This window comes from Streptococcus sp. GMD3S, from assembly GCF_000298695.2.
Lineage (GTDB): Bacteria > Bacillota > Bacilli > Lactobacillales > Streptococcaceae > Streptococcus.
Genome location: NZ_AJRC02000013.1, coordinates 19,513 through 44,323 on the forward strand (window position 1 = coordinate 19,513; position 24,811 = coordinate 44,323).

Below are 24,811 nucleotides of genomic sequence, written 5' to 3' on the forward strand. Positions count from 1 at the left end.
GATACAATAGAAGAAAACGATTACACGTTAAGGTGACTTAACGGATAGTCAAAGGAGAATTTATATGACACAAGATCTTACTACTGAAGCCCTTCGCAAAGACTTTCTTGCCGTTTTTGGTCAAGAAGCAGACCAAACCTTCTTTTCACCTGGCCGCATCAATCTAATTGGTGAACACACGGACTACAATGGCGGTCACGTTTTTCCTGCTGCGATTTCCTTGGGAACTTATGGGGCGGCTCGCAAGCGTGACGATCAAGTTTTGCGTTTCTACTCAGCCAACTTTGAGGACAAGGGCATTATCGAAGTGCCTCTTGCTGACCTCAAATTTGAAAAAGAGCATAACTGGACCAATTATCCAAAAGGTGTCCTTCATTTCTTGCAAGAAGCTGGACATGTCATTGACAAAGGTTTTGATTTTTATGTCTTTGGGAATATCCCAAATGGTGCTGGCTTGTCTTCATCAGCATCCTTGGAACTCTTGACAGGGGTTGTGGCAGAGCATCTCTTTGATTTAAAACTAGACCGTTTGGATTTGGTTAAAATTGGAAAACAAACAGAAAACAACTTTATCGGAGTCAACTCTGGTATCATGGACCAGTTTGCTATCGGTATGGGTGCAGACCAACGTGCTATTTACCTAGATACCAACACTCTAGAATACGACTTGGTGCCACTTGATTTAAAAGACAATGTCGTTGTTATCATGAACACCAACAAACGCCGTGAACTAGCGGACTCTAAATACAATGAGCGCCGTGCCGAGTGTGAAAAAGCTGTGGAAGAATTGCAAGTTGCCTTGGATATTCAGACCTTGGGTGAATTGGATGAGTGGGCCTTTGACCAATACAGCTACCTGATTAAAGACGAAAATCGTTTGAAACGAGCTCGCCATGCTGTGCTTGAAAACCAACGTACCCTTAAAGCTCAAGCAGCCCTTCAAGCAGGTGATTTGGAAACATTTGGTCGCTTGATGAATGCGTCACACGTTTCTCTTGAGTATGATTATGAAGTAACTGGCTTGGAATTGGATACCCTTGTCCACACAGCTTGGGATCAAGAAGGTGTTCTCGGTGCTCGTATGACAGGAGCAGGTTTTGGTGGCTGTGCCATTGCTTTGGTGCAAAAAGATGCTGTTGAGGCCTTTAAAGCAGCTGTTGGCAAGCACTATGAGGAAGTAGTTGGATACGCTCCAAGCTTCTATATCGCTGAAGTTGCAGGTGGCACTCGCGTCCTTGATTAGTCAAAAGGAGGCTCTATAGTGACCTTAGTAGATAAATTTATAACACATATCATTTCTGAAAGTTCATTTGAGGAAATGGATCGAATCTACTTGACCAATCGTGTTTTGGTTCGAGTGGGAGAAGGTGCTTTGGAAGTTGAGACTGATCTGGATGAGTTGATTGACCTCAAGGACCAGCTGGTCGAGGAGGCGGTTCGATTAGAGACGATTGAGGATAGTCAGACTGCACGTGAAATCCTAGGTGCTGAACTGATGGACTTGGTAACCCCTTGTCCAAGTCAGGTCAATCGTGATTTCTGGGCAACTTATGCCCAATCTCCTGAGCAGGCGATAGGGGATTTTTACCAGCTCAGCCAGAAAAACGACTACATCAAGCTCAAGGCCATTGCTAAAAATATTGCTTATCGTGTAGCATCTGACTACGGAGAACTTGAGATTACCATCAACCTCTCTAAGCCTGAAAAGGATCCAAAGGAGATTGCGGCAGCCAAGTTGGTGCAAGCTAGCAATTATCCCCAGTGTCAGCTCTGTCTAGAGAACGAAGGCTACCATGGTCGGGTTAACCATCCAGCTCGCAGCAATCACCGCATTATCCGTTTTGAAATGGCGGGTCAGGAGTGGGGCTTCCAGTATTCGCCCTATGCTTATTTTAATGAGCACTGTATTTTCTTAGACGGCCAGCATCGTCCCATGGCCATTAGTCGTCAGAGTTTTGAGCGCCTGCTAGCTATCGTAGAGCAGTTTCCAGGCTATTTTGCGGGCTCTAATGCCGACTTGCCAATCGTGGGGGGCTCTATTCTCACCCATGACCACTATCAGGGAGGTCGTCACGTATTTCCTATGGAATTGGCTCCCTTGCAAAAGACTTTCTCTTTTGCTGGTTTTGAACAGGTCAAGGCTGGGATTGTCAAGTGGCCTATGTCAGTCCTACGTTTGACTTCGGATTCCAAAGAGGAATTGATCAACTTAGCTGACAAGATTTTGCGAGAATGGCGTCAGTATTCAGATCCAAGTGTGCAAGTCTTGGCAGAAAGTAATGGCACACCACACCATACCATCACACCGATTGCCCGTAAACGCGATGGACAGTTTGAGTTGGACTTGGTCTTACGAGACAATCAGACATCGGCAGAGCATCCTGATGGCATCTATCATCCCCACAAGGATGTCCAACATATCAAGAAGGAAAATATCGGCTTGATTGAGGTCATGGGCTTGGCAATCTTGCCACCACGTCTGAAAGAAGAAGTGGAGCAAGTCGCTAGCTATCTTGTAGGAGAAGCTGTTACGGTTGCCGATTATCATCAGAAATGGGCAGACGAACTCAAAGCCCAATATCCAGACCTAAAAGATAAAGAAAAAGCCCTTGAAATCGTCAAGGACTCTGTAGGTGCCATCTTTGCACGTGTTCTGGAGGATGCAGGAGTTTACAAGCAGACGGAGCAAGGACAGGTAGCCTTTATGCGCTTTGTAGAGCAGGTCGGAATTTTGTCAGACTAGGAGCTTTCTCCTTGCACAGTCCTATAAAAAGTAGTATCATAGTGTCGTTTGAAATATCAGGAGGAAACGATGAAAGATTTTCATTTTGACGCTATATCTGCTTTTGAAAATTACGAAATTGAACAAATGAGAGATGGTCATGTTGAGGTGACGACCAAAGTAGTGGACTCGTCGCTCAACTACTATGGCAATGCCCATGGTGGCTATCTCTTCACCCTTTGTGACCAAATCAGTGGTTTGGTGGTTATCTCGCTGGGGCTTGATGGGGTGACACTTCAATCCTCTATCAACTACCTCAAGGCAGGAAAACTTGACGACGTGTTGACCATTAAAGGAGAATGCGTCCATCAAGGTCGCACAACCTGTGTAGTGGATGTCGATATCACCAATCAAGAAGGCAGAAATGTCTGCAAGGCAACATTTACCATGTTTGTCACAGGCCAACGGTCAGAAGACAGACAGGTAAGGATATAACATAAAAAAGAGGCGTACACCTCTTTTTCTTATTTCTTTTTATGATTTAATACAGCATTGAGTACAATGGCGAGTAGGCTGGCTACGACGATTCCGTTTGAGAAGAACATTTGGAAGGCTGTCGGCATGCTGACAAAGAGATTACTGTTGTTGAGTCCGACACCTGCAGCGATTGAAACTGCTGCGATAAGGAAGTTGTGTTCATTGTTAGCAAAGTCAACACGAGCAAGGATTTGCATCCCTTGAAGGGAAACAAAGCCAAACATCACTAGCATGGCCCCTCCAAGGACAGGGCTTGGAATGATTTGGGCGAGGGCACCAAACTTAGGAAGGAGTCCAAGGAGGACTAGGAAACCAGCCGCGTAGTAGATTGGCAGGCGAGTCTTGATACCTGACAATTTAACCAACCCAACGTTTTGTGAAAATCCTGTATAAGGGAAGGTGTTAAAAATTCCTCCGAGAAGGACGGCTAAACCTTCTGCACGGTAACCGTTGCGCAGGCGCGTGCTGTCGATTGGGTCTTTCGTGATATCAGACAAGGCTAGGTAAACACCAGTCGATTCAACCATAGACACCGTTGCGATGATACACATCATGACAATAGAGGAGATTTCAAAGGTTGGCACCCCAAAGTAGAGGGGAGTTGGGACATGGACAAGCGGTGCTGCTGCAACAGGGGAGAAATCAACCAAGCCCATGGTAGCAGCAATGGCAGTTCCAACAACCAACCCAATCAAAATGGAGATAGACTTGATAAATCCTTTGGTAAAGATGTTGATCAAGAGGATGATCAGAACAGTGATGGCTGCAAGCAAGAGACTTTGACCGGTTGGCTCTGGGACGTTATTTCCCATATTTCCAATAGCGACAGGAATCAGGGTCAATCCAATTGTGGTAATGACAGAGCCTGTTACGATAGATGGGAAGAGATTGGCTACTTTTGAGAAAATGCCTGAAACAAGAACTACGTAAATCCCTGATGCGATAAGGGCACCAAACATAGCACCACTACCATGGCTTTGGCCAATCATAATCAAGGGAGCGACAGATTGGAAGGCAACTCCGAGAACGACTGGTAGTCCAATCCCAAAGTATTTGTTGAGTTGGAGTTGGAGGAAGGTTGCCACCCCACACATGAAGATATCTGTAGAAATCAGGTAGGTCAACTGCTCAGCTGAATAGCCAAGGGCTGTCGCAATCATGATGGGAACCAGGATAGATCCTGAGTACATGGCTAATAAGTGCTGCAAGCCAAGAATGGCTGCTTGCGAGTGTTTTTCTTGTTTTTGCATTAGAGATCTGCCTCCTTAAATACGACCTGACCATTTTCAAAACGATCCAAACGAGCAAGTGATAGGACAGGGTAACCTGCTTTTTCAAGCAAATCACGACCGTCTTGGAAGGATTTTTCAATCACGATACCAATCGCTTCAACTTTTGCTCCAGCTTGTTCGATGATTTGGATCAAGCCTTTGGCAGCTTGTCCATTTGCTAGGAAATCATCGATAATCAAGACCTTGTCCTCTGGTGAGAGGAATTTTCCAGCGATAGAAACGGTGCTGGTCACCTGCTTGGTAAAGGAGTAGACTTGGGCGGTTAAGATGCCTTCGTTCATGGTGATGTTTTTAGCTTTCTTGGCGAAAATCATGGGCACATTCAAGGCTTCCGCTGTAAAAACGGCTGGGGCAATGCCTGACGCTTCAATGGTCACGACCTTGGTAATGCCAGCAGAAGCGAATTTTTCCGCAAAAACCTTACCAATCTCTCGCATCAAGCTAAAGTCAACTTGGTGGGTTAAAAAGGAATCCACCTTGAGGATGTTGTCACCCAAGATATGCCCATCCTCAAGGATGCGCTCTTCTAATAATTTCATAAGACCTCCTAAAGTCTAAAAGATGCTTCATTTGCTTGTCTAGAGTTTCTAGCAAGAAATAGAAAAAGGACCTACTTAATCCCCTAAGTAAGTCCCCAAAATAGGCATGGCCAAAACCATACCTCAAGCTGACATACTCATTGTTAGGTGTTCCGGCACCTTGTAGAAACGTCGTGCCAATTCACGACATAAACAAGTAAAATGATATTCAATTTTAAATAGGCTACTGCCAATGTTTTTATTTTACACCAATTAGCTTTATAAATCAAATATTTTGTTAGCAAATAGACCATAAAAGCGAACGAAAAAGCTACAACACTAGATAGTATTGTAGCCCTTTATTCTTCTATTCGCTAAATCTTAAAAAATAGCCATCTGGATCCAAAACTGCAAATTCATGGGGATAAATAAAGCTATCTCCTACTCGAAATTCTCTTTTTGTCAGGGGCCGATGGATGGGATAGTCAGCTTCCAGCAGTTTTTGGTGGAGCTGAGGGACATCTTCAATGCCAAAGGAAATATTGATACCGCGCCCGAAAGGATAGGTTAGTTGGGCTAATTCTTCTGTACTGCCTTCTTCTAGCATAAGTTGGCAGTCTTCAAGCGAAAGAAAGAGGAAGTTTTCTTCTGGACGCTCGTATTCGACAGAAAATCCCAGCAAGTCGCAGTAGAAGTGGCGTGACTTTTCGAGGTCAGATACTACAAATTCAGGAATGACAGCTTGATAGTCCATTAGCTTTCTCCTTAGAGCTCAATCTCCATGACAATGGGTGTGTGGTCTTGGCGCGCACCAGAGTCAATCATGTCGGACTGAGTCACCTTGTCAGCCACGCGATTGCTGGTGAGCCAGTAGTCGATTCTCCAGCCTGTATTGTTGATTTTAGAAGTCTTGCTGCGTTGCGCCCACCAGGTATAACACTCTGGGACATCGCCGTGAATGTGGCGGAAGGTGTCGGTAAATCCAGTTGCCAAGAGGTTGGTAAAACCAGCACGTTCCTCGTCTGTAAATCCAGGTGAACGGCGATTGCTGGCAGGATTTGCAAGGTCGATTTCCTTGTGGGCTACGTTGTAGTCACCAGTCGCAAGGACTGGTTTTTCTTTGTCTAGTTGAGCCAAATACTCAGCGTATTTGACATCCCAGACTTGGCGCTCTTCCAAGCGTTTGAGACCATCGCCAGCGTTTGGAGTGTATACTTGGGTCACGAAAAATTCATCAAATTCTAGGGTAATGATGCGGCCTTCCAAGTCCATGGTAGAAGGGGCACCGATTTCTGGGAAGCTGATTGTTGGTGTGAGTTCTTTCTTATAAAGGAACATGGTTCCAGCGTAGCCTTTGCGGGCAGGTTCTTGAGAGGAACACCAAGTGTTTTCATAACCTGGGAAGAGTTCTTCTAAAATTTCCAAGTGTTTCTTTGTAGGCCCTTTTGCAGAAAGCTTGGTTTCCTGGATAGCGATAATATCAGCATTTTCGACTACCAAGGTTTGTAGGACTTCTTGGGACAATTTTGCACGAGCTGAGTCGCTCGTTAGGGCTGCATTGAGGGAATCAATATTCCATGAGATGAGTTTCATAAGGTTACCTTTTTCATTCAGATTATAGATTTTATTATACCAAAAAAAGGTCCATTTCCCCAACGTATGGCTTGAAAAATCACTCTCTTTCGTTTATAATTAAGAATGATTTTATGAAAGGGAGTGAAAATAAATGAAATTTTACTCATATGACTATGTACTTAGCCAAATCAGTCAGCAAAATGGCATCATGATTGGCTTTGGAATTGTTCTCCTAGCTATCACAGGATTTTTTGCTTTTAAAGCCTATCGAGATAAAAAGGGGACTAAGTTTCGGGAATTGGTCATGATTTTGGCCTTGACCTTGGTGGTCATGCTTTTGGTGACAATCTCAAAATACCAGACCAATCAAGCCTCTAACAACCAATTTCAAACCTCCCTTCATTTCATCGAGCTTGTTTCCAAAGACTTGGGAGTGGATAAATCAGAAGTTTATGTCAATACTTCTGCAGCCACTGATGGAGCGCTTGTCAAGGTAGGTCCAAATTTCTACCGAGCCATGAACGGGAGCCAACCAGACAAGTATCTTTTAGAGAAATTAGAATTGAATCAAACAGACGCTATTGAATTGGTGGAGGTAAACAAATGACACTCAATTATATGGAAATTTTAATCAAACTGGCCTTGGGGCTCTTCTCGCTTGTTTTTGTTATCAATGTGACAGGAAAGGGGAACCTAGCACCTAACTCTGCGACAGACCAAATTCAGAACTATGTTCTCGGTGGTATCATCGGTGGGGTGATTTACAATAGTTCTATCAGCATTCTCCAGTATGCAGTGATTTTGATGATGTGGACGATTTTGGTCTTGACCCTCAAGTGGCTCAATAACAATGTTCGTTTTGTCAAACGCTTGATTGATGGAAAACCAACTCTCCTTATCAAAAATGGGCAGATTGACCCAGAAGCCTGTCGTTCAGTTGGCTTGTCTGCATCGGATGTAGCCCTCAAACTTCGTAGCCAAGGAATTTTCCAGATGAAGCAAGTCAAACGAGCTGTGCAGGAGCAAAATGGCCAACTCATCGTAGTCCAAATGGGAGATGAGAATCCCAAGTATCCTGTTGTCACAGATGGTGTTATCCAAGTCGATGTTTTGGAATCGATTGGTCGTAGCGAAGAGTGGCTGCTTGATAACCTCAGCAAGCAAGGGCATGACAATGTAGCCAATATCTTTATCGCTGAGTATGACAAGGGTGCGGTCACAGTCGTAACCTATGAATAAGAAAAACCTGGGGTCTTGGCCTCAGGTTTCTATTTGCAATCAGAAAGGGATTTTATGTCCATTATTCAAAAACTTTGGTGGTTTTTCAAGTTAGAAAAACGCCGTTATTTAGTCGGGATTGTGGCTCTGGTCTTGGTTTCCGTCCTCAACCTTATTCCCCCAATGGTTATGGGGAGGGTCATTGATGCCATCACATCGGGGCAATTAACCCAGCAGGACCTCCTTCTTGCCCTATTTTACTTGCTTCTTGCAGCCTTTGGGATGTACTATCTGCGCTATGTTTGGCGTATGTATATCCTCGGTACTTCCTACCGTTTGGGACAGATTATGCGCTCTCGCTTATTTGAGCATTTCACAAAAATGTCTCCAGCCTTTTATCAAACCTATAGGACGGGGGACCTGATGGCACACGTAACCAACGATATCAATGCCTTAACGCGTCTGGCAGGGGGAGGAGTTATGTCAGCGGTGGATGCCTCAATCACAGCTTTAGTGACCTTGTTGACCATGCTCTTTAGCATTTCATGGCAGATGACCTTGGTTGCCATTTTACCCTTACCTTTCATGGCCTATGCGACCAGTCGTCTAGGGAGAAAGACCCACAAGGCCTTTGGCGAATCGCAAGCCGCCTTTTCCGAACTCAATAACAAGGTGCAGGAGTCCGTATCAGGTATTAAAGTGACCAAGTCTTTCGGTTATCAGGCGGACGAGTTGAAGTCCTTTCAGACAGTCAATGAATTGACCTTCCAAAAGAACCTGCAAACCATGAAATACGATAGTCTCTTTGACCCTATGGTTCTCTTATTTGTTGGTTCCTCCTATGTTTTAACGCTCTTGGTAGGCTCCTTGATGGTTCAGAAAGGGCAAATCACGGTTGGGAATCTGGTCACCTTTATCAGCTACTTGGATATGTTGGTCTGGCCTCTTATGGCCATTGGCTTCCTCTTTAATATCACTCAGCGAGGCAAGGTTTCTTACCAACGGATTGAGGATCTTTTGTCTCAGGAATCGCCTGTACAAGATCCTGAATTTCCTCTGGACTGTATTGAAAATGGACGTTTGGAGTACGATATTGATAGTTTTGCCTTTGAAAATGAGGAGACACTGACGGATATTCACTTTAGTCTGGAAAAAGGGCAAACCTTGGGCTTGGTCGGACAGACAGGCTCTGGGAAAACATCCTTGATCAAGCTTCTCTTGCGAGAATACGATGTGGATAAGGGAGCCATTTACCTAAACAGTCATGATATTCGGGATTATCGTCTGACAGACCTACGCAGTCTCATGGGCTATGTTCCTCAGGACCAGTTTCTCTTTGCGACCTCGATTTTAGACAATATCTGCTTTGGTAATCCTAACTTGCCCCTTTCAGCAGTTGAGGAAGCGACTAAGCTAGCTCAAGTTTACCAAGATATTGTAGACATGCCTCAGGGATTTGATACGCTGATCGGTGAAAAGGGAGTCAGTCTCTCAGGTGGTCAAAAGCAACGTCTGGCTATGAGTAGGGCTATGATTTTAGACCCTGATATCTTGATTCTAGATGATTCCTTGTCAGCCGTGGATGCCAAGACAGAGTATGCGATTATCGACAATCTCAAGGAGACGCGCAAGGACAAGACAACTATTATTACAGCACATCGACTCAGTGCAGTTGTCCATGCAGATCTGATTTTGGTTCTGCAAAATGGTCAAATTATCGAACGGGGCAAGCACGATGACTTGCTAGTCCTGAATGGCTGGTATGCCCAAACCTACCAGTCTCAGCAGTTGGAAATGAAAGGAGAAGAAGATGCAGAATAAGAAAGAACAATTGGCTGTATTGAAGCGCTTGATGTCTTATCTCAAGCCCTATGGCCTCCTGACCTTTTTGGCACTCAGTTTTCTCCTCGTGACTACAATCATTAAAAGTGTCATTCCCCTTGTGGCTTCCCACTTTATCGACCAGTACCTCAGCAACCTAAACCATCTTGCTATTACAGTTTTATTGGCCTACTATGGCCTCTATATCCTGCAAACTCTGGTCCAGTATGTCGGCAATCTTCTCTTTGCGCGGGTGTCCTACAGTATTGTCAGAGATATTCGTCACGATGCCTTTGCCAATATGGAGAAACTGGGCATGTCTTATTTTGACAAGACGCCAGCAGGTTCCATCGTCTCTCGTTTGACCAATGATACTGAGACCATCAGTGATATGTTTTCGGGAATTTTATCCAGCTTTATTTCAGCAGTTTTCATCTTTCTGACAACTCTGTATACCATGTTGGTGCTGGATTTTCGTTTGACAGCTTTAGTTTTGCTCTTTCTACCCTTGATTTTCCTTTTAGTCAATCTCTATCGGAAAAAGTCAGTGAAAATCATCGAAAAAACCAGAAGTCTCTTGTCAGATATCAATAGTAAGCTGGCAGAGAATATCGAGGGAATCAGGATTATCCAGGCCTTCAACCAAGAGAATCGCCTGCAAGCAGAATTTGATGAAATCAACCAAGAACACTTGGTCTATGCCAACCGTTCTGTGGCCTTGGATGCCCTCTTTTTGAGACCTGCCATGAGTTTGCTGAAACTCCTAGGATATGCAGTCTTGATGGCCTACTTTGGTTACCGCGGGCTTTATCTGGGAATAACAGCAGGAACCATGTATGCTTTTATCCAGTACATCAATCGGCTCTTTGACCCCTTGATTGAGGTGACGCAAAACTTTTCAACCCTTCAAACTTCTATGGTCTCAGCTGGACGTGTCTTTGCCTTGATTGACGAGAGGACCTATGAACCCCTTCAAAAGGATAGCCAAGCAAAGATTACAGAAGGTAATATTCGGTTTGAGCACGTGTGTTTCTCATATGATGGAAAACACCAGATTCTAGATGATATTTCCTTTTCAGTTAACAAGGGCGAAACCATTGCCTTTGTAGGTCATACAGGTTCGGGGAAATCTTCGATTATCAATGTTCTCATGCGTTTTTATGAATTTCAGTCAGGCCACGTTCTCTTGGATGATGTGGATATCAGGAACTACAGTCAGGAAGAGCTGAGAAAAAACATCGGTTTGGTCTTACAGGATCCCTTCCTCTATCACGGGACTATCAAGTCCAATATCGCCATGTACCAAGATCTTAGTGATGATCAGGTCCAGGCTGCAGCTGCCTTTGTCGATGCAGATTCCTTTATTCAGGACCTTCCGCAGGGTTATGATGCACCTGTTTCTGAGCGTGGTTCGAGCTTTTCTACTGGCCAACGCCAGCTTCTTGCCTTTGCTAGAACTGTCGCCAGTCAGCCTAAAATCCTGATTTTGGATGAAGCGACAGCCAATATTGACTCTGAAACAGAAAGTTTGGTTCAAGATTCCCTAGCTAAGATGAGACAGGGTCGGACGACCATTGCTATTGCTCATCGCCTTTCGACCATCCAAGACGCCAACTGCATCTACGTCTTGGACAAGGGGCGTATCATCGAGAGTGGAACCCATGAGGAACTCTTGGCCTTGGGAGGAACCTATCACAAAATGTATAGCTTGCAGGCAGGGGCCATGTCCTAATACTCTTTGAAAATCTCTTCAAACCATGTCAGCTTTATCTGCAACCTCAAAGCTGTACTTTGATTTTCATTGAGCACCAGAAGGAAATTCTTCAAATCACAGATTTCTTGCACCGCCTTTTCCATTTTGTGGTATAATGAAAAATGTTGACAAATAGTATAATAAAAACAAAGGAGAAACAGCATGCTGAAATGGGAAGACTTGCCCGTGGAAATGCAATCAAGCGAGGTTGAGTCTTACTACCAGCTTGTCTCTAAAAGGAAGGGTTCGCTGATTTTCAAGCGTTGCCTGGATTGGGTTCTGGCCTTGTTTTTGCTACTTTTGACTTCTCCCATCTTTCTTGTCTTGAGCATTTGGATCAAGTTGGATAGCAAGGGACCAGTCATTTACAAGCAAGAGCGCGTGACCCAGTACAACCGTCCGTTCAAGATTTGGAAGTTCCGTACTATGGTAACGGATGCGGATAAAAAAGGAAGTCTGGTGACTTCTGCTAACGATAGCCGTATTACCAAAGTGGGGAATTTCATTCGCCGTGTGCGTTTGGACGAACTACCTCAGCTGGTCAATGTCCTTAAAGGCGAGATGTCCTTTGTAGGGACCCGTCCTGAAGTGCCACGTTACACAGAGCAGTACAGCCCTGAAATGATGGCGACCTTGCTCTTGCCAGCAGGGATTACCTCTCCAGCCAGCATCAACTACAAGGATGAGGATACGATCATCAGTCAAATGACGGAGAAAGGTCTGTCAGTTGACCAAGCCTATGTAGAACATGTTCTTCCTGAAAAGATGCGCTATAATCTCGCCTATCTCCGAGAGTTTAGTTTCCTTGGAGACATTAAAATCATGTTTCAAACCGTGTTTGAAGTACTAAAATGAAGTAGTCATGAGAAAATGAGTACAGATAAAAGGAGCAAATCAATGCCAAATTACAATATTCCATTTTCACCTCCCGATATTACCGAAGCTGAAATTGCTGAAGTAGCGGATACCCTTCGTTCTGGTTGGATCACAACAGGTCCGAAGACAAAAGAACTGGAGCGCCGCTTGTCTCAATACACACAGACACCTAAGACTGTCTGCCTCAACTCTGCGACAGCCGCTCTTGAGTTGATTTTGCGTGTTTTGGAAGTGGGACCTGGGGATGAAGTCATCGTTCCAGCTATGACTTATACAGCTTCATGTAGTGTTATCACACACGTAGGAGCGACACCTGTCATGGTGGATATTCAAGCAGATACGTTTGAGATGGACTATGACTTGCTTGAGCAAGCCATCACTGAAAAGACTAAGGTGATTATTCCGGTTGAGCTTGCAGGGATTGTTTGCGACTATGATCGTTTGCTCCAAGTGGTGGAGAAGAAACGGGACCTCTTTACAGCTGCTAGCAAGTGGCAAAAAGCCTTTAACCGTATCGTAATTGTCTCAGATAGTGCCCATGCTTTGGGATCTACTTATAAAGGACAACCAGCTGGATCTATCGCTGACTTTACTTCCTTCTCATTCCACGCCGTTAAGAACTTTACAACGGCTGAGGGAGGAAGTGCGACTTGGAAAGCCAATCCAGCGATTGATGACGAAGAGATGTACAAGGAGTTCCAAATCCTTTCCCTTCACGGTCAAACAAAGGATGCTCTTGCCAAGATGCAATTGGGTTCATGGGAGTACGATATCGTCACACCAGCCTACAAGTGCAATATGACCGATATCATGGCTTCGATTGGTTTGGTACAATTGGACCGTTACCCAGCTTTGCTACAACGTCGTAAGGACATCGTGGACCGCTATGATCGTGGTTTTGCAGGTTCTCGCATCCGTCCATTGGTACACAAGACTGATACTGTTGAATCTTCACGCCACCTCTACATCACCCATGTAGAAGGAGCAAGTTTAGAAGAACGCAACCACATCATCCAAGAATTGGCCAAAGCAGGAATTGCAAGTAATGTACACTATAAACCGCTTCCTCTCCTGACAGCCTATAAGAATCTTGGTTTCGATATGGCAGATTATCCAAGAGCCTATGCCTTCTTTGAAAATGAAATTACGCTTCCTCTTCATACAAAATTAAGCGATGAAGAAGTTGATTACATCGTTCAGACTTTGGTGAGAATTTCTGAAGAAATCCTCGGTTCTGGAAAAAAATAATAAAAAATCTTGACAAAAAGCGGACAATAGCATATAATATTCTCAACAAATCAGAAAAGTAACTATGTTTGATCTTCAGGGAGCCTGTGGTGATTGTGAACAGGTGGTTGGAAGTAGTGAAAGTGGGCTGATTTTAAAAATGAATTTGAAACAATGAAAATTCGGTGCGCACACCTTACAGTGCAACTTGTTGTTAGACAAGGCAGAGATGTAAAGGGGAATAGTCCCTTTATAATTGAGGTGGCACCGCGTTACCAACGCCCTCACATGGAAGTAGATTCTGTGTGTGGGCTTTTTTCTTTCGGTCATTTTGTTTATCTTTTATTAGGGCGTTAAGTCGCTTTGATGAACTTGAGTTCTATCTGCAGCTCCTTGCCTACTACTAAAAGCAAACAAAAAGCCGAATTAATATGGAAAGAGGAAAAATTTTATGACAACTAAAGGTTATTTTGGACAATTTGGTGGTAGTTTTGTACCGGAGCCGATTCAAGCTTTGTTGGATGAGTTGGAAGTGACATTTGACAAGTACAAGGATGATCCAGAGTTTTTGGCAGAATTTCGCCATTACTTGAAGGATTATTCTGGTCGCGAAACACCGCTTTATTTTGCGGAAAGTTTGACAGAGCACCTAGGTGGAGCTAAGATTTATCTCAAGCGCGAAGATCTTAACCACCTTGGTTCTCACAAGCTCAACAATGTTCTAGGTCAAATCCTTCTTGCCAAACGTATGGGCAAAAAACGAGTGATCGCAGAAACAGGAGCTGGTCAGCACGGTGTTGCGACAGCAGCTGCTGCAGCCAAGTTTGGTATGGCTTGTGATGTCTACATGGGTGCAGAAGATGTGGAGCGTCAACGACTCAATGTCTTCCGCATGGAGATGATGGGAGCGACTGTTCACGCAGTTGAAACGGGGACACGAACTCTTAAGGATGCGGTTGATGCAGCCTTTGGAGCATGGATGAATGACCTTGAAGCCTTCTACGTTTTGGGATCTGCTGTAGGACCTCATCCTTATCCTACCATTGTTCATGAATTCCAAAAGGTCATCAGTGAAGAATCTCGCCGTCAAATCTTAGAAAAAGAAGGTCGTTTACCAGACTACGTCATTGCCTGTGTAGGTGGTGGTTCGAATGCCATCGGTGCTTTTTCGCAGTATGTGGCTGATGAAGAAGTCAAATTGGTTGGGGTCGAAGCTGCCGGTCACGGACTTGACACAGACAAGCATGCAGCCACTATGACAAAGGGTAGTGTCGGAATTGTCGATGGTATGAAGACCTATGCAGTCTTTAAGGAAGACGGAGAGCTGGCGCCAGTTTACTCTATCTCAGCTGGTTTGGACTATCCAGGGGTTGGCCCAGAACACGCCTACTTCAAAGATTCTGGCCGCGTAGAATACGTAGCAGCGACAGATGAAGAAGCTGTTCAAGCCTTGCTCCTTCTTAGTAAGACAGAAGGGATTATCCCAGCGATTGAAAGTTCGCACGCCATCGCAGAAGCGGTTAAACGTGCACCGAAACTAAGTAAAGATGAGATTATCATCATCAATGTCTCTGGTCGTGGAGACAAGGACGTAGCTGCTATTGCAGACTACCTAGAAGCTAAAAAATAAAAGATGGAAAAATTACAGTCTTTTCTCTCACAGAGAGCTTGTGGTTGCTGGAATCAAGCAGAGAAAGCTGTAAGGTTGGGTCCATCTGAAACGAGAGAAGAAAACATAATTCTCAAGGGAGTGCCCTTTATCGCACAGCCTGTTATAGGAAAGTTCTGAGACAGGAATGAGAGATAGGAGAAATCCTATAATTGAGGTGGCACCGCGAATTTCGTCCTCACGCAAGTTATTTTGCGTGGGGATTTTTATATATTTATCGTAGATATGGCTATCAGTTTTAAATTATGCTTCATCACTAGATAGATTTCTATAAAATATTTGCTAACGAAGTGAGCATTGACCCGCTATTTCCCGCTATAGTGGTATTCTAGAGAAGCAAAGATGCTTCTCTAGAACGGAATTTTTGAGAGTAAAATAGTTTGGGGAACTATTTTAGCCTGAGCCTAGAAATGAATGAGCGAGGAGCTCGAAAATTAGGTCTTTCATTTCATGGATTTCTAAAATCATCCACTGGATAATTTTACCTCCCGTCCGCACTATTTAAGGGAAATAGAAAAAAGACCAAAAATTAAAAATAAGAAACTGAAAGGGAAATTACAATGGAACGAATCATTCATGGAGATGTCTTATCACCAATCTTGGCTTATATGCGCTTAAAAGGGCAACACAAGGTTATCCTAGAGAGTATTCCGAGAGACAAGGAAACCGCTCGTTTTTCTATCCTAGCCTATAATCCTGTTTTTGAGATTCAGTTTGAAAATGGAGTCCTTTATCAAAATGGTCAAGTGATTGATCGGGATCCTTTGGATTTCCTTTATGAAGTGACTCATAAGAGCCAACACCATTCAGATCTCCCTTTTGGTGGGGGAGCTATTGGCTTTGTCGGTTACGATATGATTTCTCTTTATGAAGAAATTGGCCAAATCCCTGAGGATACCATTGGAACGCCAGACATGCATTTCTTTGTCTATGAGAGTTATATGGTCTTTGACCACAAGAAAGAAAAAATTCATGTCATAGAGGATGCTCTTTATAGTGATCGCAGTCAAGAAGATTTGGAAAAAGCCTTGAACCAAGTGCTTGAGGAATTACGCATTCCTGCTCCAAATGAATTTGAAGATTTGGATCTATCTCCGTTGAACTTCAAACCGCATATCGCTCCTCAGAAGTTTGAGGAAATGGTGGAAACTTCTCGTGACTTGATTCGTAATGGTGATATGTTCCAATGCGTGCTCAGCCAGCGTTTCTCAGCAGAAGTTACTGGAAATCCATTTGACTTCTACAGAAATCTCCGCGTGACCAATCCATCTAATTACCTCTATTTCTATGATTTTGGGGATTATCAAATCATCGGTGCTAGTCCTGAAAGTTTGGTTTCTGTCAAAAATGGCATTGTGACAACTAATCCGATTGCGGGAACGCGACCAAGAGGAGCTACGGATGAAGAGGATAAGGCCTTGGCGACAGACCTGCTTTCTGATGAGAAGGAAACAGCAGAACATCGGATGTTAGTAGATTTGGGACGCAATGATATTGGTCGCATCTCTGAAACGGCCAGTGTTCAAGTCACCAAGTATATGGAAGTGGAGCTCTTCCGCTATGTCATGCATTTGACCAGCGTGGTCAAGGGACGTTTGCTTCCAGGCCTCACTGCCATGGATGCCTTGAAAGCTACACTTCCAGCTGGAACAGTGTCAGGAGCACCAAAGATTCGGGCCATGAGACGGATCTATGAACTGGAAACGGAAAAACGAGGCGTATACGCAGGAGCAATCGGCTACTTGTCTGCGACAGGTGATATGGATTTGGCCATTGCCATCCGAACTATGATTCTTAAAAATCAAACAGCCTATGTGCAGGCCGGGGCAGGGATTGTCTACGACTCCATCGCCCAAAACGAATACCAAGAAACCATTAACAAAGCTAAATCTATGACTAGAATTGGAGAACTAAGACCATGATTTTATTGATTGACAACTATGATTCTTTTACCTATAACTTGGCCCAATACATCGGGAATTTTGCAGAGGTGCAGGTTTTGAGAAATGATGATCCCAAGCTGTATGAAGAAGCTGAAAAAGCAGATGGTCTGGTTTTTTCTCCCGGTCCTGGTTGGCCAGTTGATGCTGGAAAGATGGAAGATATGATTCGTGACTTTGCAGGCAAGAAGCCAATTCTAGGTATTTGTTTGGGTCATCAAGCTATTGCAGAAGTCTTTGGTGGGAAGCTAGGCTTGGCTCCAAAAGTTATGCATGGGAAACAGAGCCACATCAGCTTTGAAGCGCCATCTGTTCTCTATCAAGGCATCGAGGATGGTCGTCCAGTCATGCGTTATCACAGTATTTTGATTGAAGAAATGCCAGAAGGCTTTGAAGTTACAGCTCGTTCGACTGATGACCAAGCTATTATGGGAATTCAACACAAAAGCCTGCCGATTTATGGCTTCCAATACCATCCAGAAAGTATCGGAACGCCAGATGGCTTGTCTTCTATTCGGAATTTTATCGAGAAGGTTGTAAAGTGAGGAAACTAGGATGAAAGAGATTATTGAAAAATTAGCAAAATTTGAACATTTATCAGGTGTGGAAATGACGGATGTCATTGAGCGTATCGTAACTGGGCGTGTAACCGAAGCGCAGATTGCTTCTCTCCTCTTGGCCCTTAAGATGAAGGGGGAAACACCGGAAGAACGCACAGCCATTGCACAAGTCATGAGAGGGCATGCCCAACACATTCCAACTGAAATTCATGATGCTATGGACAACTGTGGTACAGGTGGGGACAAGTCCTTCAGCTTTAACATTTCGACAACTGCAGCCTTTGTCTTGGCTGGTGGCGGCATTCATATGGCTAAGCACGGTAACCGCTCGATTTCTTCTAAATCTGGTTCTGCAGATGTCCTTCAAGCCTTGGGTATCAATCTAGACCTCAAACCAGCTGAACTAGGTAAGGTCTTCGATAAAACTGGAATTGTATTTCTCTTTGCTAAAAATATGCACCCAGCTATGAAATACATCATGCCAGCTCGTTTGGAGTTGGGAATTCCAACAATTATGAACTTGACTGGTCCACTGATTCACCCAATGGCTTTGGAAACACAGCTTCTTGGTATTAGTCGTCCAGAACTTTTAGAAAGTACAGCTCAGGTTTTGAAAAATATGGGTCGTAAGCGTGCCATTGTGGTTGCTGGACCAGAAGGTCTTGATGAAGCTGGCTTGAACGGAACAACCAAGATTGCTCTTCTTGAAAATGGCGAAATCACCTTGTCAAGCTTCACTCCAGAGGATTTGGGGATGGAACGCTACGCTATTGAAGATATCCGTGGAGGCAATGCTCAGGAAAATGCAGAAATTTTGCTCAGCGTTCTGAAAAATGAACCAAGCCCATTCTTGGAAACGACAGTATTGAATGCTGGTCTTGGTTTCTATGCTAATGGTAAGGTAGATAGTATCAAGGAAGGAGTTGCCTTGGCTCGTCAAGTGATTGCTAGTGGCAAGGCCCTTGAAAAACTCAGACTGTTACAGGAGTATCAAAAATGAGTCAGGAATTTTTAGCACAAATCTTGGAGCAGAAGGCGCGTGAGGTCGAGCAAATGGAGCTGGAGGAAATCCAGCCCTTGCGCCAGACCTATCGCTTAGCTGACTATTTAAAACAACATCAAGACCGTTTACAGGTAATCGCTGAGGTCAAGAAGGCTAGCCCTAGTTTGGGAGATATCAATCTCAATGTGGATATTGTACAACAGGCCCAGACTTATGAAGCGAACGGCGCAGTGATGATTTCGGTTTTGACAGATGAAGTTTTCTTTAAAGGGCATTTGGATTATCTACGAGAGATTTCTAGTCAGGTACAGATTCCGACACTCAACAAGGACTTTATCATCGATGAAAAGCAAATCATCCGAGCTCGGAATGCAGGGGCGACAGTCATCTTGCTCATCGTGGCAGCCTTGTCAGAAGAACGCCTCAAGGAACTGTATGACTACGCGACAGAGTTAGGTTTGGAAGTCTTGGTGGAGACTCACAATCTAGCTGAACTAGAAGTGGCCCACAGGCTTGGTGCTGAGATTATTGGGGTTAATAACCGCAACTTGACCACCTTTGAGGTCGACTTGCAGACCAGTGTGGACTTGGCTCAGCACTTTAAGAAAGGTCACTATTACATTTCTGAATCTGCTATTTTCACAGGGCAGGATGCGGAACGAGTAGCACCATACTTTAACGGAATCTTGGTGGGGACAGCTCTCATGCAGGCAGAAGATGTAGCCCAGAGAATCAAGGAGTTGCAAATTGACAAAGGTTAAGATTTGTGGATTGACGACCAAAGAAGCGGTAGAAACAGCCGTATCAGCAGGGGCAGACTATATTGGTTTTGTCTTTGCACCTAGTAAAAGACAGGTGACCTTGGAAAAGGCTACAGAGCTGGCAAAGCTCATTCCTGCAGGTGTAAAAAAGGTTGGCGTATTTGTTTCACCAAGTCGGGCAGAACTGCTAGAAGCGATTGAAAAAGTTGGTTTGGACTTGGTTCAAGTTCATGGTCAGGTAGCAGATGATTTGTTTGAGGATTTGCCTTGTGCCAGCATTCAGGCGGTGCAGGTGGATGGAGATGGTCATGTCCCCAATTCTCAGGCGGATTATCTCCTCTTTGATGCCCCTGTGGCTGGGAGTGGTAAGACCTTTGACTGGGGTCAACTGGATACGTCTGGACTAGCCCAGCCTTTCTTTATCGCTGGTGGGCTTAAGGAAGACAATGTAGCAAAAGCAATTCAACACTTTACTCCCTATGCAGTAGATGTATCGAGTGGAGTGGAGACAGATGGACAGAAAGATCATGAAAAGATTAGAAGATTTATAGAGAGGGTAAAGCATGGCATATCAAGAACCAAATAAAGATGGATTTTACGGAAAATTCGGCGGACGTTTCGTCCCAGAAACATTGATGACAGCAGTTTTGGAGTTGGGAAAAGCCTACCGTGAAAGTCAGGCAGACCCAAGTTTCCAAGAGGAATTAAACCAGCTCTTACGCCAGTATGTAGGACGTGAAACTCCCCTTTACTACGCAAAAAACTTGACCCAGCATATCGGAGGAGCCAAGATTTACCTCAAACGGGAAGACCTCAACCATACAGGGGCTCACAAGATTAATAATGCCTTGGGACAGGTTCTTCTGGCTAAACGCATGGGTAAAAAGAAAATTATCGCTGAAACTGGTGCTGGTCAGCACGGTGTGGCAACTGCAACAGCTGCAGCCCTCTTTAACATGGAATGTACCATCTACATGGGTGAGGAAGATGTTAAACGCCAAGCCCTTAATGTCTTCCGTATGGAGCTTTTGGGAGCCAAGGTTGAGGCTGTGACTGATGGTTCGCGCGTGCTCAAGGATGCGGTCAATGCAGCCCTTCGTTCATGGGTAGCTAATATCGATGATACCCACTATATTCTTGGTTCTGCCTTGGGGCCTCATCCATTCCCAGAAATTGTTCGTGATTTCCAAAGTGTCATTGGTCGAGAAGCTAAACAACAGTATCGCGATATGACAGGTCAAGATCTGCCAGATGCCCTAGTAGCCTGTGTTGGTGGTGGTTCTAATGCTATCGGTCTCTTCCATCCCTTTGTAGAAGATGAGTCTGTAGCCATGTATGGGGCTGAAGCAGCAGGACTTGGTGTGGATACAGAGCACCACGCAGCTACCTTGACCAAGGGCCGTCCAGGTGTTCTTCACGGTTCCCTCATGGATGTGCTCCAAGATGCCCATGGTCAAATTCTTGAAGCCTTCTCTATCTCAGCAGGTTTGGACTATCCTGGTATCGGTCCAGAACATTCACACTACCACGATATTAAACGTGCCAGCTATGTTCCTGTGACAGACGAAGAAGCCTTGGAAGGATTCCAACTCTTGTCTCGTGTGGAAGGAATTATCCCAGCCTTGGAATCTAGCCATGCCATTGCCTTTGCAGTGAAATTAGCCAAAGACCTCGGACCAGACAAGTCTATGATTGTCTGCCTATCTGGACGTGGGGACAAGGATGTGGTTCAAGTCAAAGACCGCTTGGAAGCAGATGCAGCAAAGAAGGGAGAAGCTCATGCCTAAGACATTAACAGAAAAATTGAATGCTATCAAAGCAGCTGGAAAGGGAATTTTCGTTCCTTATATCATGGCTGGGGACCATGAGAAAGGTTTGGATGGTCTCGCTGAAACAATCCACTTTTTAGAAGATTTGGGTGTTTCAGCTATTGAAGTGGGCATTCCCTTTTCAGACCCTGTTGCTGATGGACCTGTGATCGAAGAAGCAGGCTTGCGAAGTCTAGCTCATGGGACTTCTACCCGGGCTTTGGTTGAAACCTTGAAAACCATTCAGACTGAGGTGCCACTGGTCATCATGACCTACTTCAACCCCCTCTTTCAGTACGGTGTGGAGAAATTTGTCAAAGATTTGGCAGATACAGCAGTTAAGGGCTTGATTATCCCAGACCTGCCTCATGAGCATGCCAACTTTATAGAGCCCTTTTTGGTAGACACAGATATTGCCTTGATTCCCCTAGTTAGTTTGACCACAGGACTTGAACGTCAGAAAGAGTTGATCAAGGGAGCGGAAGGCTTTGTCTATGCCGTTGCCATCAATGGGGTGACAGGGAAATCTGGCAATTACCGCGCAGACTTGGACAAGCACCTGGCACAATTGCATCAAGTAGCTGACATCCCAGTCTTGACAGGTTTTGGCGTATCTAGTCAAGCAGAAGTAGAACGCTTCAATGCGGTGTCAGATGGTGTTATCGTTGGTTCGAAAATTGTAAAAGCTCTCCACCAAGGAGAGCCGATTCAGGACTTTATCAAACAAGCAGTAGCTTACCAAAAATAATCACGCAAGCAGCAAGTAAGAGGAAAGGCACAAAAGGAAGTCTTTCCTTTTTCTTTTGAGAATATAAGTTCATGAATGACAGTTGAATATTAGTTTGGGTATTGCTTATGAATGGTATCTATATAGTTGGTGAAATGTTTTAGGAAATGCTTAGGAGATATAACAGTGATGTATTTTCCAAAAGCAAGCAAGGTATTGTATCCCCAATCATTGTCGTTTAACGGATAAGTAATCTCGTAAATATCGCTATTAATAGGTTTTATGGCATTATAGCCTAAGAGTTCCACAAATTGATCAAGAACAATTTTCTGGACATGCAGGATGACAGGTACTTTGTTTTCATTCATCCAAGCACCACCATCATAGGGAAGTGGTGTAAAATGTCTTTTTGAAAAAGTATCGGAGAGAGTAAGTTCACTAATTCTAGCAACTTTAAAAACAGAAAAACGCGCTTTATCAGTATCGTAGGCATCCATATACCAACTCCGGTCCTTATAGACAATACGGTAAGGCTCACAATTTTTTTGACTCACCAGTCCTTGTGAATTAATATAGGAAAATTTTATTTTTACTCTACCTCTGATAGCTTCCAATAACTTAAAAATCAAAGTTCGTATTTCCAAGTTCCCTTGAGATAGAGATAAATCAATTTCGAAATCAGAGTATGTATTGGTAGCATTTAATTTCAATATAGCATTGAAAGTAGAGGCATCTTCCAATACTTGATAACGGCTTTTTAAACCAGATTCGATCGAAAGCCTTTCGGATTGGGTCAGGGGAGATTTATCAGTTTGGAAGTCTTCCATAAGAAAAATGCCTCCATTTTTTCCTTTCATTACATAGAGAGGAATGCCTGCAAGAGATAAATCATCAATATCTCTCATAATAGTTCGTGTGCTGACTTTAAAAAGTTCTGATAATTCTTTAGCTGTTGTTTTTCGTTTATTTACTAAATGAGAAATAATCCCCATTTGACGGTCGATTTTCATAATTTTCTCCTTAAATATGACAGATAGTTGTCATATTACTTTTGTTATGATTATACCATAAAGAAAGGAGTTCATATAATGAAACATCAAACTAAACCATCGTTTACCTTAGTTGGCAAGAGTATTTTGATAGAAGGAACTACAGTTCATGAACATCACTATTCTAAAGAGAAAACGGCATTCTATACTCAGTTATTTAAAGAAGGAATGCTAGGAAAATTGATGCCCCATTCTCTAGATAAAAGAGGCTATGCTTTGATAGTTCCTCATAAAGATGGTATACAATACTACGCAGGAGTTGCGGCAAATAATGCTGTGGCAGGTTACGAAAGCATTCTTGTCCCAGAGAAAGATTATTTAGTAAGCTCAGCCAGTGGTGATAAATCAAGACTCTTGTTTGATAAATTGGAGGATAACTTTTTTGAGGGAGAATATAGCTCGCTTTACAATGATGGAATTATCTTAGAAATACTTTTAAACGGTAATCCCATGGATGCAGAAGTTGAGCTTTGGGTTCCCAATTCAACAAACTAATAAGAACTGATAGAAAATTATTATAGTCGCAGCAAGTAAGAGGAAAGGCACAAAAGGAAGTCTTTTCTTTTTCTTTTGCGAAAGAAAGGCTAAAATCCCTGCTGCCGAAGAGAACTGAATCAAGATGAGTAATTCTGTCACACTAAAAACGAGCGCACAAGAAGCCAGAAATAGAAAATCTCCTGCTCCCATGCGGATATCGATAAAATGGGCCATGATTCCGAGGACAAGGAAGAAAATCATAACCAGATTCCAGCCAGAGCAGGCCATGAGGATTAGGTGGAACGTCAGCCAGACTAGTAAGGGATATTCCTGATGGCGAAAGTCGTAGATGCCCAAGGTTGAGCCAGCAGTGATTAGGATGGCTTGACCCAAGGAAATCCAACCCAAAGACCAAGTCAGAAAGAGGAGTCCTAAGCCGAATTCAAAAAGGGCATACCAGAATGGATAGCGAATCTTGCAGTAGCGACAGCGAAAGCGATTGAAGACCTGCGAGAGAATAGGAATCAAATCTGAGGGACGCAAGCGAGTCTGACAGGAATCACAGTGACTAGCCGGTCGAATAATGGATTGCTCAGGAAAACGGTCAATGACCAAACCCAAGAAGGAAGCGAGAATGCTCCCGACAAGAAAAAAATAAAGATCAATCATACTTATCTATTCGTAAAAAATAGAAGAAGTAGTATAATAAAGAAACATTGATAAGATGGTGAGGTCAAGATGACAATTCGTTTTGAAGAAAATGTGAGCATAGAAAATGCTCAGCTCGTATGCCAATGGTCCAACTCCCTTGGCAAATCCTTTCAAGAACAATGGATGGGAACAATGATTCCTTTTCCCTTAACAATTCAAATCTTGCAAGATTTGAAAGGAATCTTTTCAATCTTTGATGGACAAGAGTTTGTGGGGCTTATCCAGAAAATCAGGCTAGAAGACAGGAATCTTCATATCGGGAGATTTTTTATCAACCCTCAGAAGCAGGGGCAAGGCTTAGGTAGCCAGGCTTTAAGAAAATTTGTTAGTTTGGCCTTTGAAAATGAAGACATAGATACTGTCTCTCTAAATGTCTACGAGGCAAATCAAACAGCTTACAACCTTTACCAAAAAGAAGGATTTGAAATCGTTCAAATGGTTGAAACACCTATACGAAAATACATCATGAAAAAGGGCAGATAATATTCACGTGGGGCTAGAGTCCCAAGGATTTTCAAGGATAAAGAAGTTATCTTTCAAAGTTAGAAACAAGACTTCTATGATTTC

General features: G+C 43.7%; 25 protein-coding genes, 1 pseudogene, 1 riboswitch and 2 other annotated features. Of the genes and pseudogenes, 19 read left to right on the forward strand and 7 right to left on the reverse strand.

The window, feature by feature from the left end; genetic code table 11:
• Positions 1-64: 64 nt before the first annotated feature.
• From GMD3S_RS0207055 to GMD3S_RS0207065, 3 genes are all read left to right on the forward strand, one after another.
• Positions 65-1,243 carry a galactokinase gene (locus GMD3S_RS0207055; protein ID WP_000189885.1) on the forward strand — a complete coding sequence of 393 codons (1,179 nt, stop codon included), beginning with the start codon at positions 65-67 and terminating at the stop codon, positions 1,241-1,243.
• A gap of 18 nt (positions 1,244-1,261) precedes the next feature.
• Complete coding sequence (locus tag GMD3S_RS0207060; protein WP_000176965.1) at positions 1,262-2,743, forward strand: UDP-glucose--hexose-1-phosphate uridylyltransferase; 1,482 nt, start codon at positions 1,262-1,264, stop codon at positions 2,741-2,743.
• 69 nt (positions 2,744-2,812) lie between these two features.
• Positions 2,813-3,217, forward strand: coding sequence for a PaaI family thioesterase (locus GMD3S_RS0207065; protein WP_000651218.1), 405 nt, complete (start codon positions 2,813-2,815; stop codon positions 3,215-3,217).
• 29 nt (positions 3,218-3,246) lie between these two features.
• Here GMD3S_RS0207065 and GMD3S_RS0207070 read toward each other — a convergent pair whose 3' ends face one another.
• The 4 genes from GMD3S_RS0207070 to GMD3S_RS0207085 form a co-directional block, all read right to left on the reverse strand.
• Positions 3,247-4,509: a nucleobase:cation symporter-2 family protein gene (locus GMD3S_RS0207070; protein ID WP_001171643.1), complete on the reverse strand. Its 1,263-nt coding sequence runs from the start codon at positions 4,507-4,509 to the stop codon at positions 3,247-3,249.
• Positions 4,509-5,090, reverse strand: coding sequence for a xanthine phosphoribosyltransferase (locus tag GMD3S_RS0207075; protein WP_000770385.1), 582 nt, complete (start codon positions 5,088-5,090; stop codon positions 4,509-4,511). Before GMD3S_RS0207075 ends, GMD3S_RS0207070 begins: the two co-directional genes overlap by 1 nt.
• Before the next feature lie 120 nt (positions 5,091-5,210).
• A riboswitch (purine riboswitch) is annotated at positions 5,211-5,306 on the reverse strand.
• A 130-nt stretch (positions 5,307-5,436) separates the two neighbouring features.
• The gene (locus tag GMD3S_RS0207080; RefSeq protein ID WP_000386240.1) at positions 5,437-5,823 is read right to left on the reverse strand and encodes a bleomycin resistance protein; all 387 of its coding nucleotides are present in this window, start codon (positions 5,821-5,823) and stop codon (positions 5,437-5,439) included.
• A gap of 11 nt (positions 5,824-5,834) precedes the next feature.
• Positions 5,835-6,662, reverse strand: coding sequence for an exodeoxyribonuclease III (locus GMD3S_RS0207085; RefSeq protein WP_008289117.1), 828 nt, complete (start codon positions 6,660-6,662; stop codon positions 5,835-5,837).
• Positions 6,663-6,795: 133 nt separating this feature from the next.
• Here GMD3S_RS0207085 and GMD3S_RS0207090 point away from each other — a divergent pair, with 133 nt between their 5' ends.
• The 14 genes from GMD3S_RS0207090 (at position 6,796) to trpA (ending at position 22,028) form a co-directional block, all read left to right on the forward strand.
• Positions 6,796-7,251 (forward strand): DUF3290 family protein, encoded by a 456-nt coding sequence (locus tag GMD3S_RS0207090; protein ID WP_000675335.1) that lies wholly within the window; start codon positions 6,796-6,798, stop codon positions 7,249-7,251.
• A complete protein-coding gene (locus GMD3S_RS0207095) occupies positions 7,248-7,883 on the forward strand; it encodes a DUF421 domain-containing protein (protein WP_000174456.1) in 636 nt (211 codons plus the stop codon). The genes GMD3S_RS0207090 and GMD3S_RS0207095 overlap by 4 nt, the downstream gene beginning before the upstream one ends.
• A gap of 54 nt (positions 7,884-7,937) precedes the next feature.
• On the forward strand, positions 7,938-9,683 hold the full coding sequence (locus tag GMD3S_RS0207100; RefSeq protein ID WP_000022590.1) for an ABC transporter ATP-binding protein: 1,746 nt from the start codon (positions 7,938-7,940) through the stop codon (positions 9,681-9,683).
• Positions 9,673-11,415 carry an ABC transporter ATP-binding protein gene (locus GMD3S_RS0207105; RefSeq protein WP_001180022.1) on the forward strand — a complete coding sequence of 581 codons (1,743 nt, stop codon included), beginning with the start codon at positions 9,673-9,675 and terminating at the stop codon, positions 11,413-11,415. The genes GMD3S_RS0207100 and GMD3S_RS0207105 overlap by 11 nt, the downstream gene beginning before the upstream one ends.
• Positions 11,416-11,598: 183 nt before the next feature.
• Entirely contained in the window at positions 11,599-12,291 is a 693-nt protein-coding gene (locus tag GMD3S_RS0207115) for a sugar transferase (RefSeq protein WP_000922220.1), read from the forward strand.
• A gap of 42 nt (positions 12,292-12,333) precedes the next feature.
• The gene (locus GMD3S_RS0207120) at positions 12,334-13,560 is read left to right on the forward strand and encodes a DegT/DnrJ/EryC1/StrS family aminotransferase (RefSeq protein ID WP_001134530.1); all 1,227 of its coding nucleotides are present in this window, start codon (positions 12,334-12,336) and stop codon (positions 13,558-13,560) included.
• A 42-nt stretch (positions 13,561-13,602) separates the two neighbouring features.
• Positions 13,603-13,828 (forward strand) — a binding site (T-box leader).
• Positions 13,829-13,990: 162 nt separating this feature from the next.
• Positions 13,991-15,169: a tryptophan synthase subunit beta gene (gene trpB / locus GMD3S_RS0207125; protein WP_000208449.1), complete on the forward strand. Its 1,179-nt coding sequence runs from the start codon at positions 13,991-13,993 to the stop codon at positions 15,167-15,169.
• Positions 15,166-15,391, forward strand: a binding site (T-box leader). Its footprint overlaps the gene before it by 4 nt.
• A gap of 377 nt (positions 15,392-15,768) precedes the next feature.
• A complete protein-coding gene (trpE, locus tag GMD3S_RS0207135) occupies positions 15,769-17,130 on the forward strand; it encodes an anthranilate synthase component I (RefSeq protein WP_000439663.1) in 1,362 nt (453 codons plus the stop codon).
• Entirely contained in the window at positions 17,127-17,693 is a 567-nt protein-coding gene (locus tag GMD3S_RS0207140) for an aminodeoxychorismate/anthranilate synthase component II (RefSeq protein WP_000601900.1), read from the forward strand. The genes trpE and GMD3S_RS0207140 overlap by 4 nt, the downstream gene beginning before the upstream one ends.
• A 10-nt stretch (positions 17,694-17,703) precedes the next feature.
• Entirely contained in the window at positions 17,704-18,708 is a 1,005-nt protein-coding gene (gene trpD / locus GMD3S_RS0207145; protein WP_000658674.1) for an anthranilate phosphoribosyltransferase, read from the forward strand.
• The gene (gene trpC / locus GMD3S_RS0207150; RefSeq protein WP_000076508.1) at positions 18,705-19,472 is read left to right on the forward strand and encodes an indole-3-glycerol phosphate synthase TrpC; all 768 of its coding nucleotides are present in this window, start codon (positions 18,705-18,707) and stop codon (positions 19,470-19,472) included. The genes trpD and trpC overlap by 4 nt, the downstream gene beginning before the upstream one ends.
• On the forward strand, positions 19,459-20,058 hold the full coding sequence (locus GMD3S_RS0207155) for a phosphoribosylanthranilate isomerase (protein ID WP_000169932.1): 600 nt from the start codon (positions 19,459-19,461) through the stop codon (positions 20,056-20,058). The genes trpC and GMD3S_RS0207155 overlap by 14 nt, the downstream gene beginning before the upstream one ends.
• The gene (gene trpB, locus GMD3S_RS0207160) at positions 20,036-21,259 is read left to right on the forward strand and encodes a tryptophan synthase subunit beta (RefSeq protein WP_000331305.1); all 1,224 of its coding nucleotides are present in this window, start codon (positions 20,036-20,038) and stop codon (positions 21,257-21,259) included. Before GMD3S_RS0207155 ends, trpB (GMD3S_RS0207160) begins: the two co-directional genes overlap by 23 nt.
• Entirely contained in the window at positions 21,252-22,028 is a 777-nt protein-coding gene (gene trpA, locus GMD3S_RS0207165; protein ID WP_001127004.1) for a tryptophan synthase subunit alpha, read from the forward strand. The genes trpB (GMD3S_RS0207160) and trpA overlap by 8 nt, the downstream gene beginning before the upstream one ends.
• Here the strand turns inward: trpA and GMD3S_RS11160 are convergent.
• A pseudogene (locus tag GMD3S_RS11160) lies at positions 22,000-22,086 on the reverse strand (prepilin peptidase); the annotation flags it as partial. The gene trpA and the pseudogene GMD3S_RS11160 sit on opposite strands and share 29 nt — an antisense overlap.
• Before the next feature lie 31 nt (positions 22,087-22,117).
• Entirely contained in the window at positions 22,118-23,017 is a 900-nt protein-coding gene (locus tag GMD3S_RS0207170) for a helix-turn-helix transcriptional regulator (protein ID WP_000687282.1), read from the reverse strand.
• A gap of 78 nt (positions 23,018-23,095) precedes the next feature.
• Here GMD3S_RS0207170 and GMD3S_RS0207175 point away from each other — a divergent pair, with 78 nt between their 5' ends.
• Positions 23,096-23,551, forward strand: a complete 456-nt coding sequence (locus GMD3S_RS0207175; RefSeq protein ID WP_000682684.1) for an effector binding domain-containing protein — start codon at positions 23,096-23,098, stop codon at positions 23,549-23,551.
• Here the strand turns inward: GMD3S_RS0207175 and GMD3S_RS0207180 are convergent.
• Positions 23,540-24,202, reverse strand: coding sequence for a prepilin peptidase (locus tag GMD3S_RS0207180; RefSeq protein WP_000566520.1), 663 nt, complete (start codon positions 24,200-24,202; stop codon positions 23,540-23,542). The genes GMD3S_RS0207175 and GMD3S_RS0207180 overlap by 12 nt on opposite strands.
• A gap of 69 nt (positions 24,203-24,271) precedes the next feature.
• On the opposite strand from GMD3S_RS0207180, the gene GMD3S_RS0207185 reads away from it, so the two are divergent.
• On the forward strand, positions 24,272-24,727 hold the full coding sequence (locus GMD3S_RS0207185; protein ID WP_000155441.1) for a GNAT family N-acetyltransferase: 456 nt from the start codon (positions 24,272-24,274) through the stop codon (positions 24,725-24,727).
• Positions 24,728-24,811: the final 84 nt, after the last annotated feature.

What these genes read in the sequence shown, in the direction of transcription:
- GMD3S_RS0207095 (WP_000174456.1), top strand. Translation starts at nt 7,248, where the DNA reads ATGACACTCAATTATATGGAAATTTTAATCAAACTGGCCTTGGGGCTC.
- GMD3S_RS0207090 (WP_000675335.1), top strand. Translation starts at nt 6,796, where the DNA reads ATGAAATTTTACTCATATGACTATGTACTTAGCCAAATCAGTCAGCAA.
- GMD3S_RS0207115 (WP_000922220.1), top strand. Translation starts at nt 11,599, where the DNA reads ATGCTGAAATGGGAAGACTTGCCCGTGGAAATGCAATCAAGCGAGGTT.
- GMD3S_RS0207170 (WP_000687282.1), bottom strand. Translation starts at nt 23,017, where the DNA reads ATGAAAATCGACCGTCAAATGGGGATTATTTCTCATTTAGTAAATAAA.
- GMD3S_RS0207185 (WP_000155441.1), top strand. Translation starts at nt 24,272, where the DNA reads ATGACAATTCGTTTTGAAGAAAATGTGAGCATAGAAAATGCTCAGCTC.
- GMD3S_RS0207140 (WP_000601900.1), top strand. Translation starts at nt 17,127, where the DNA reads ATGATTTTATTGATTGACAACTATGATTCTTTTACCTATAACTTGGCC.
- GMD3S_RS0207085 (WP_008289117.1), bottom strand. Translation starts at nt 6,662, where the DNA reads ATGAAACTCATCTCATGGAATATTGATTCCCTCAATGCAGCCCTAACG.
- GMD3S_RS0207065 (WP_000651218.1), top strand. Translation starts at nt 2,813, where the DNA reads ATGAAAGATTTTCATTTTGACGCTATATCTGCTTTTGAAAATTACGAA.
- trpB (WP_000331305.1), top strand. Translation starts at nt 20,036, where the DNA reads ATGGCATATCAAGAACCAAATAAAGATGGATTTTACGGAAAATTCGGC.
- GMD3S_RS0207100 (WP_000022590.1), top strand. Translation starts at nt 7,938, where the DNA reads ATGTCCATTATTCAAAAACTTTGGTGGTTTTTCAAGTTAGAAAAACGC.
- GMD3S_RS0207070 (WP_001171643.1), bottom strand. Translation starts at nt 4,509, where the DNA reads ATGCAAAAACAAGAAAAACACTCGCAAGCAGCCATTCTTGGCTTGCAG.
- GMD3S_RS0207180 (WP_000566520.1), bottom strand. Translation starts at nt 24,202, where the DNA reads ATGATTGATCTTTATTTTTTTCTTGTCGGGAGCATTCTCGCTTCCTTC.
- trpD (WP_000658674.1), top strand. Translation starts at nt 17,704, where the DNA reads ATGAAAGAGATTATTGAAAAATTAGCAAAATTTGAACATTTATCAGGT.
- GMD3S_RS0207075 (WP_000770385.1), bottom strand. Translation starts at nt 5,090, where the DNA reads ATGAAATTATTAGAAGAGCGCATCCTTGAGGATGGGCATATCTTGGGT.
- GMD3S_RS0207055 (WP_000189885.1), top strand. Translation starts at nt 65, where the DNA reads ATGACACAAGATCTTACTACTGAAGCCCTTCGCAAAGACTTTCTTGCC.
- trpC (WP_000076508.1), top strand. Translation starts at nt 18,705, where the DNA reads ATGAGTCAGGAATTTTTAGCACAAATCTTGGAGCAGAAGGCGCGTGAG.
- GMD3S_RS0207080 (WP_000386240.1), bottom strand. Translation starts at nt 5,823, where the DNA reads ATGGACTATCAAGCTGTCATTCCTGAATTTGTAGTATCTGACCTCGAA.
- GMD3S_RS0207105 (WP_001180022.1), top strand. Translation starts at nt 9,673, where the DNA reads ATGCAGAATAAGAAAGAACAATTGGCTGTATTGAAGCGCTTGATGTCT.
- trpB (WP_000208449.1), top strand. Translation starts at nt 13,991, where the DNA reads ATGACAACTAAAGGTTATTTTGGACAATTTGGTGGTAGTTTTGTACCG.
- trpE (WP_000439663.1), top strand. Translation starts at nt 15,769, where the DNA reads ATGGAACGAATCATTCATGGAGATGTCTTATCACCAATCTTGGCTTAT.
- GMD3S_RS0207175 (WP_000682684.1), top strand. Translation starts at nt 23,096, where the DNA reads ATGAAACATCAAACTAAACCATCGTTTACCTTAGTTGGCAAGAGTATT.
- trpA (WP_001127004.1), top strand. Translation starts at nt 21,252, where the DNA reads ATGCCTAAGACATTAACAGAAAAATTGAATGCTATCAAAGCAGCTGGA.
- GMD3S_RS0207120 (WP_001134530.1), top strand. Translation starts at nt 12,334, where the DNA reads ATGCCAAATTACAATATTCCATTTTCACCTCCCGATATTACCGAAGCT.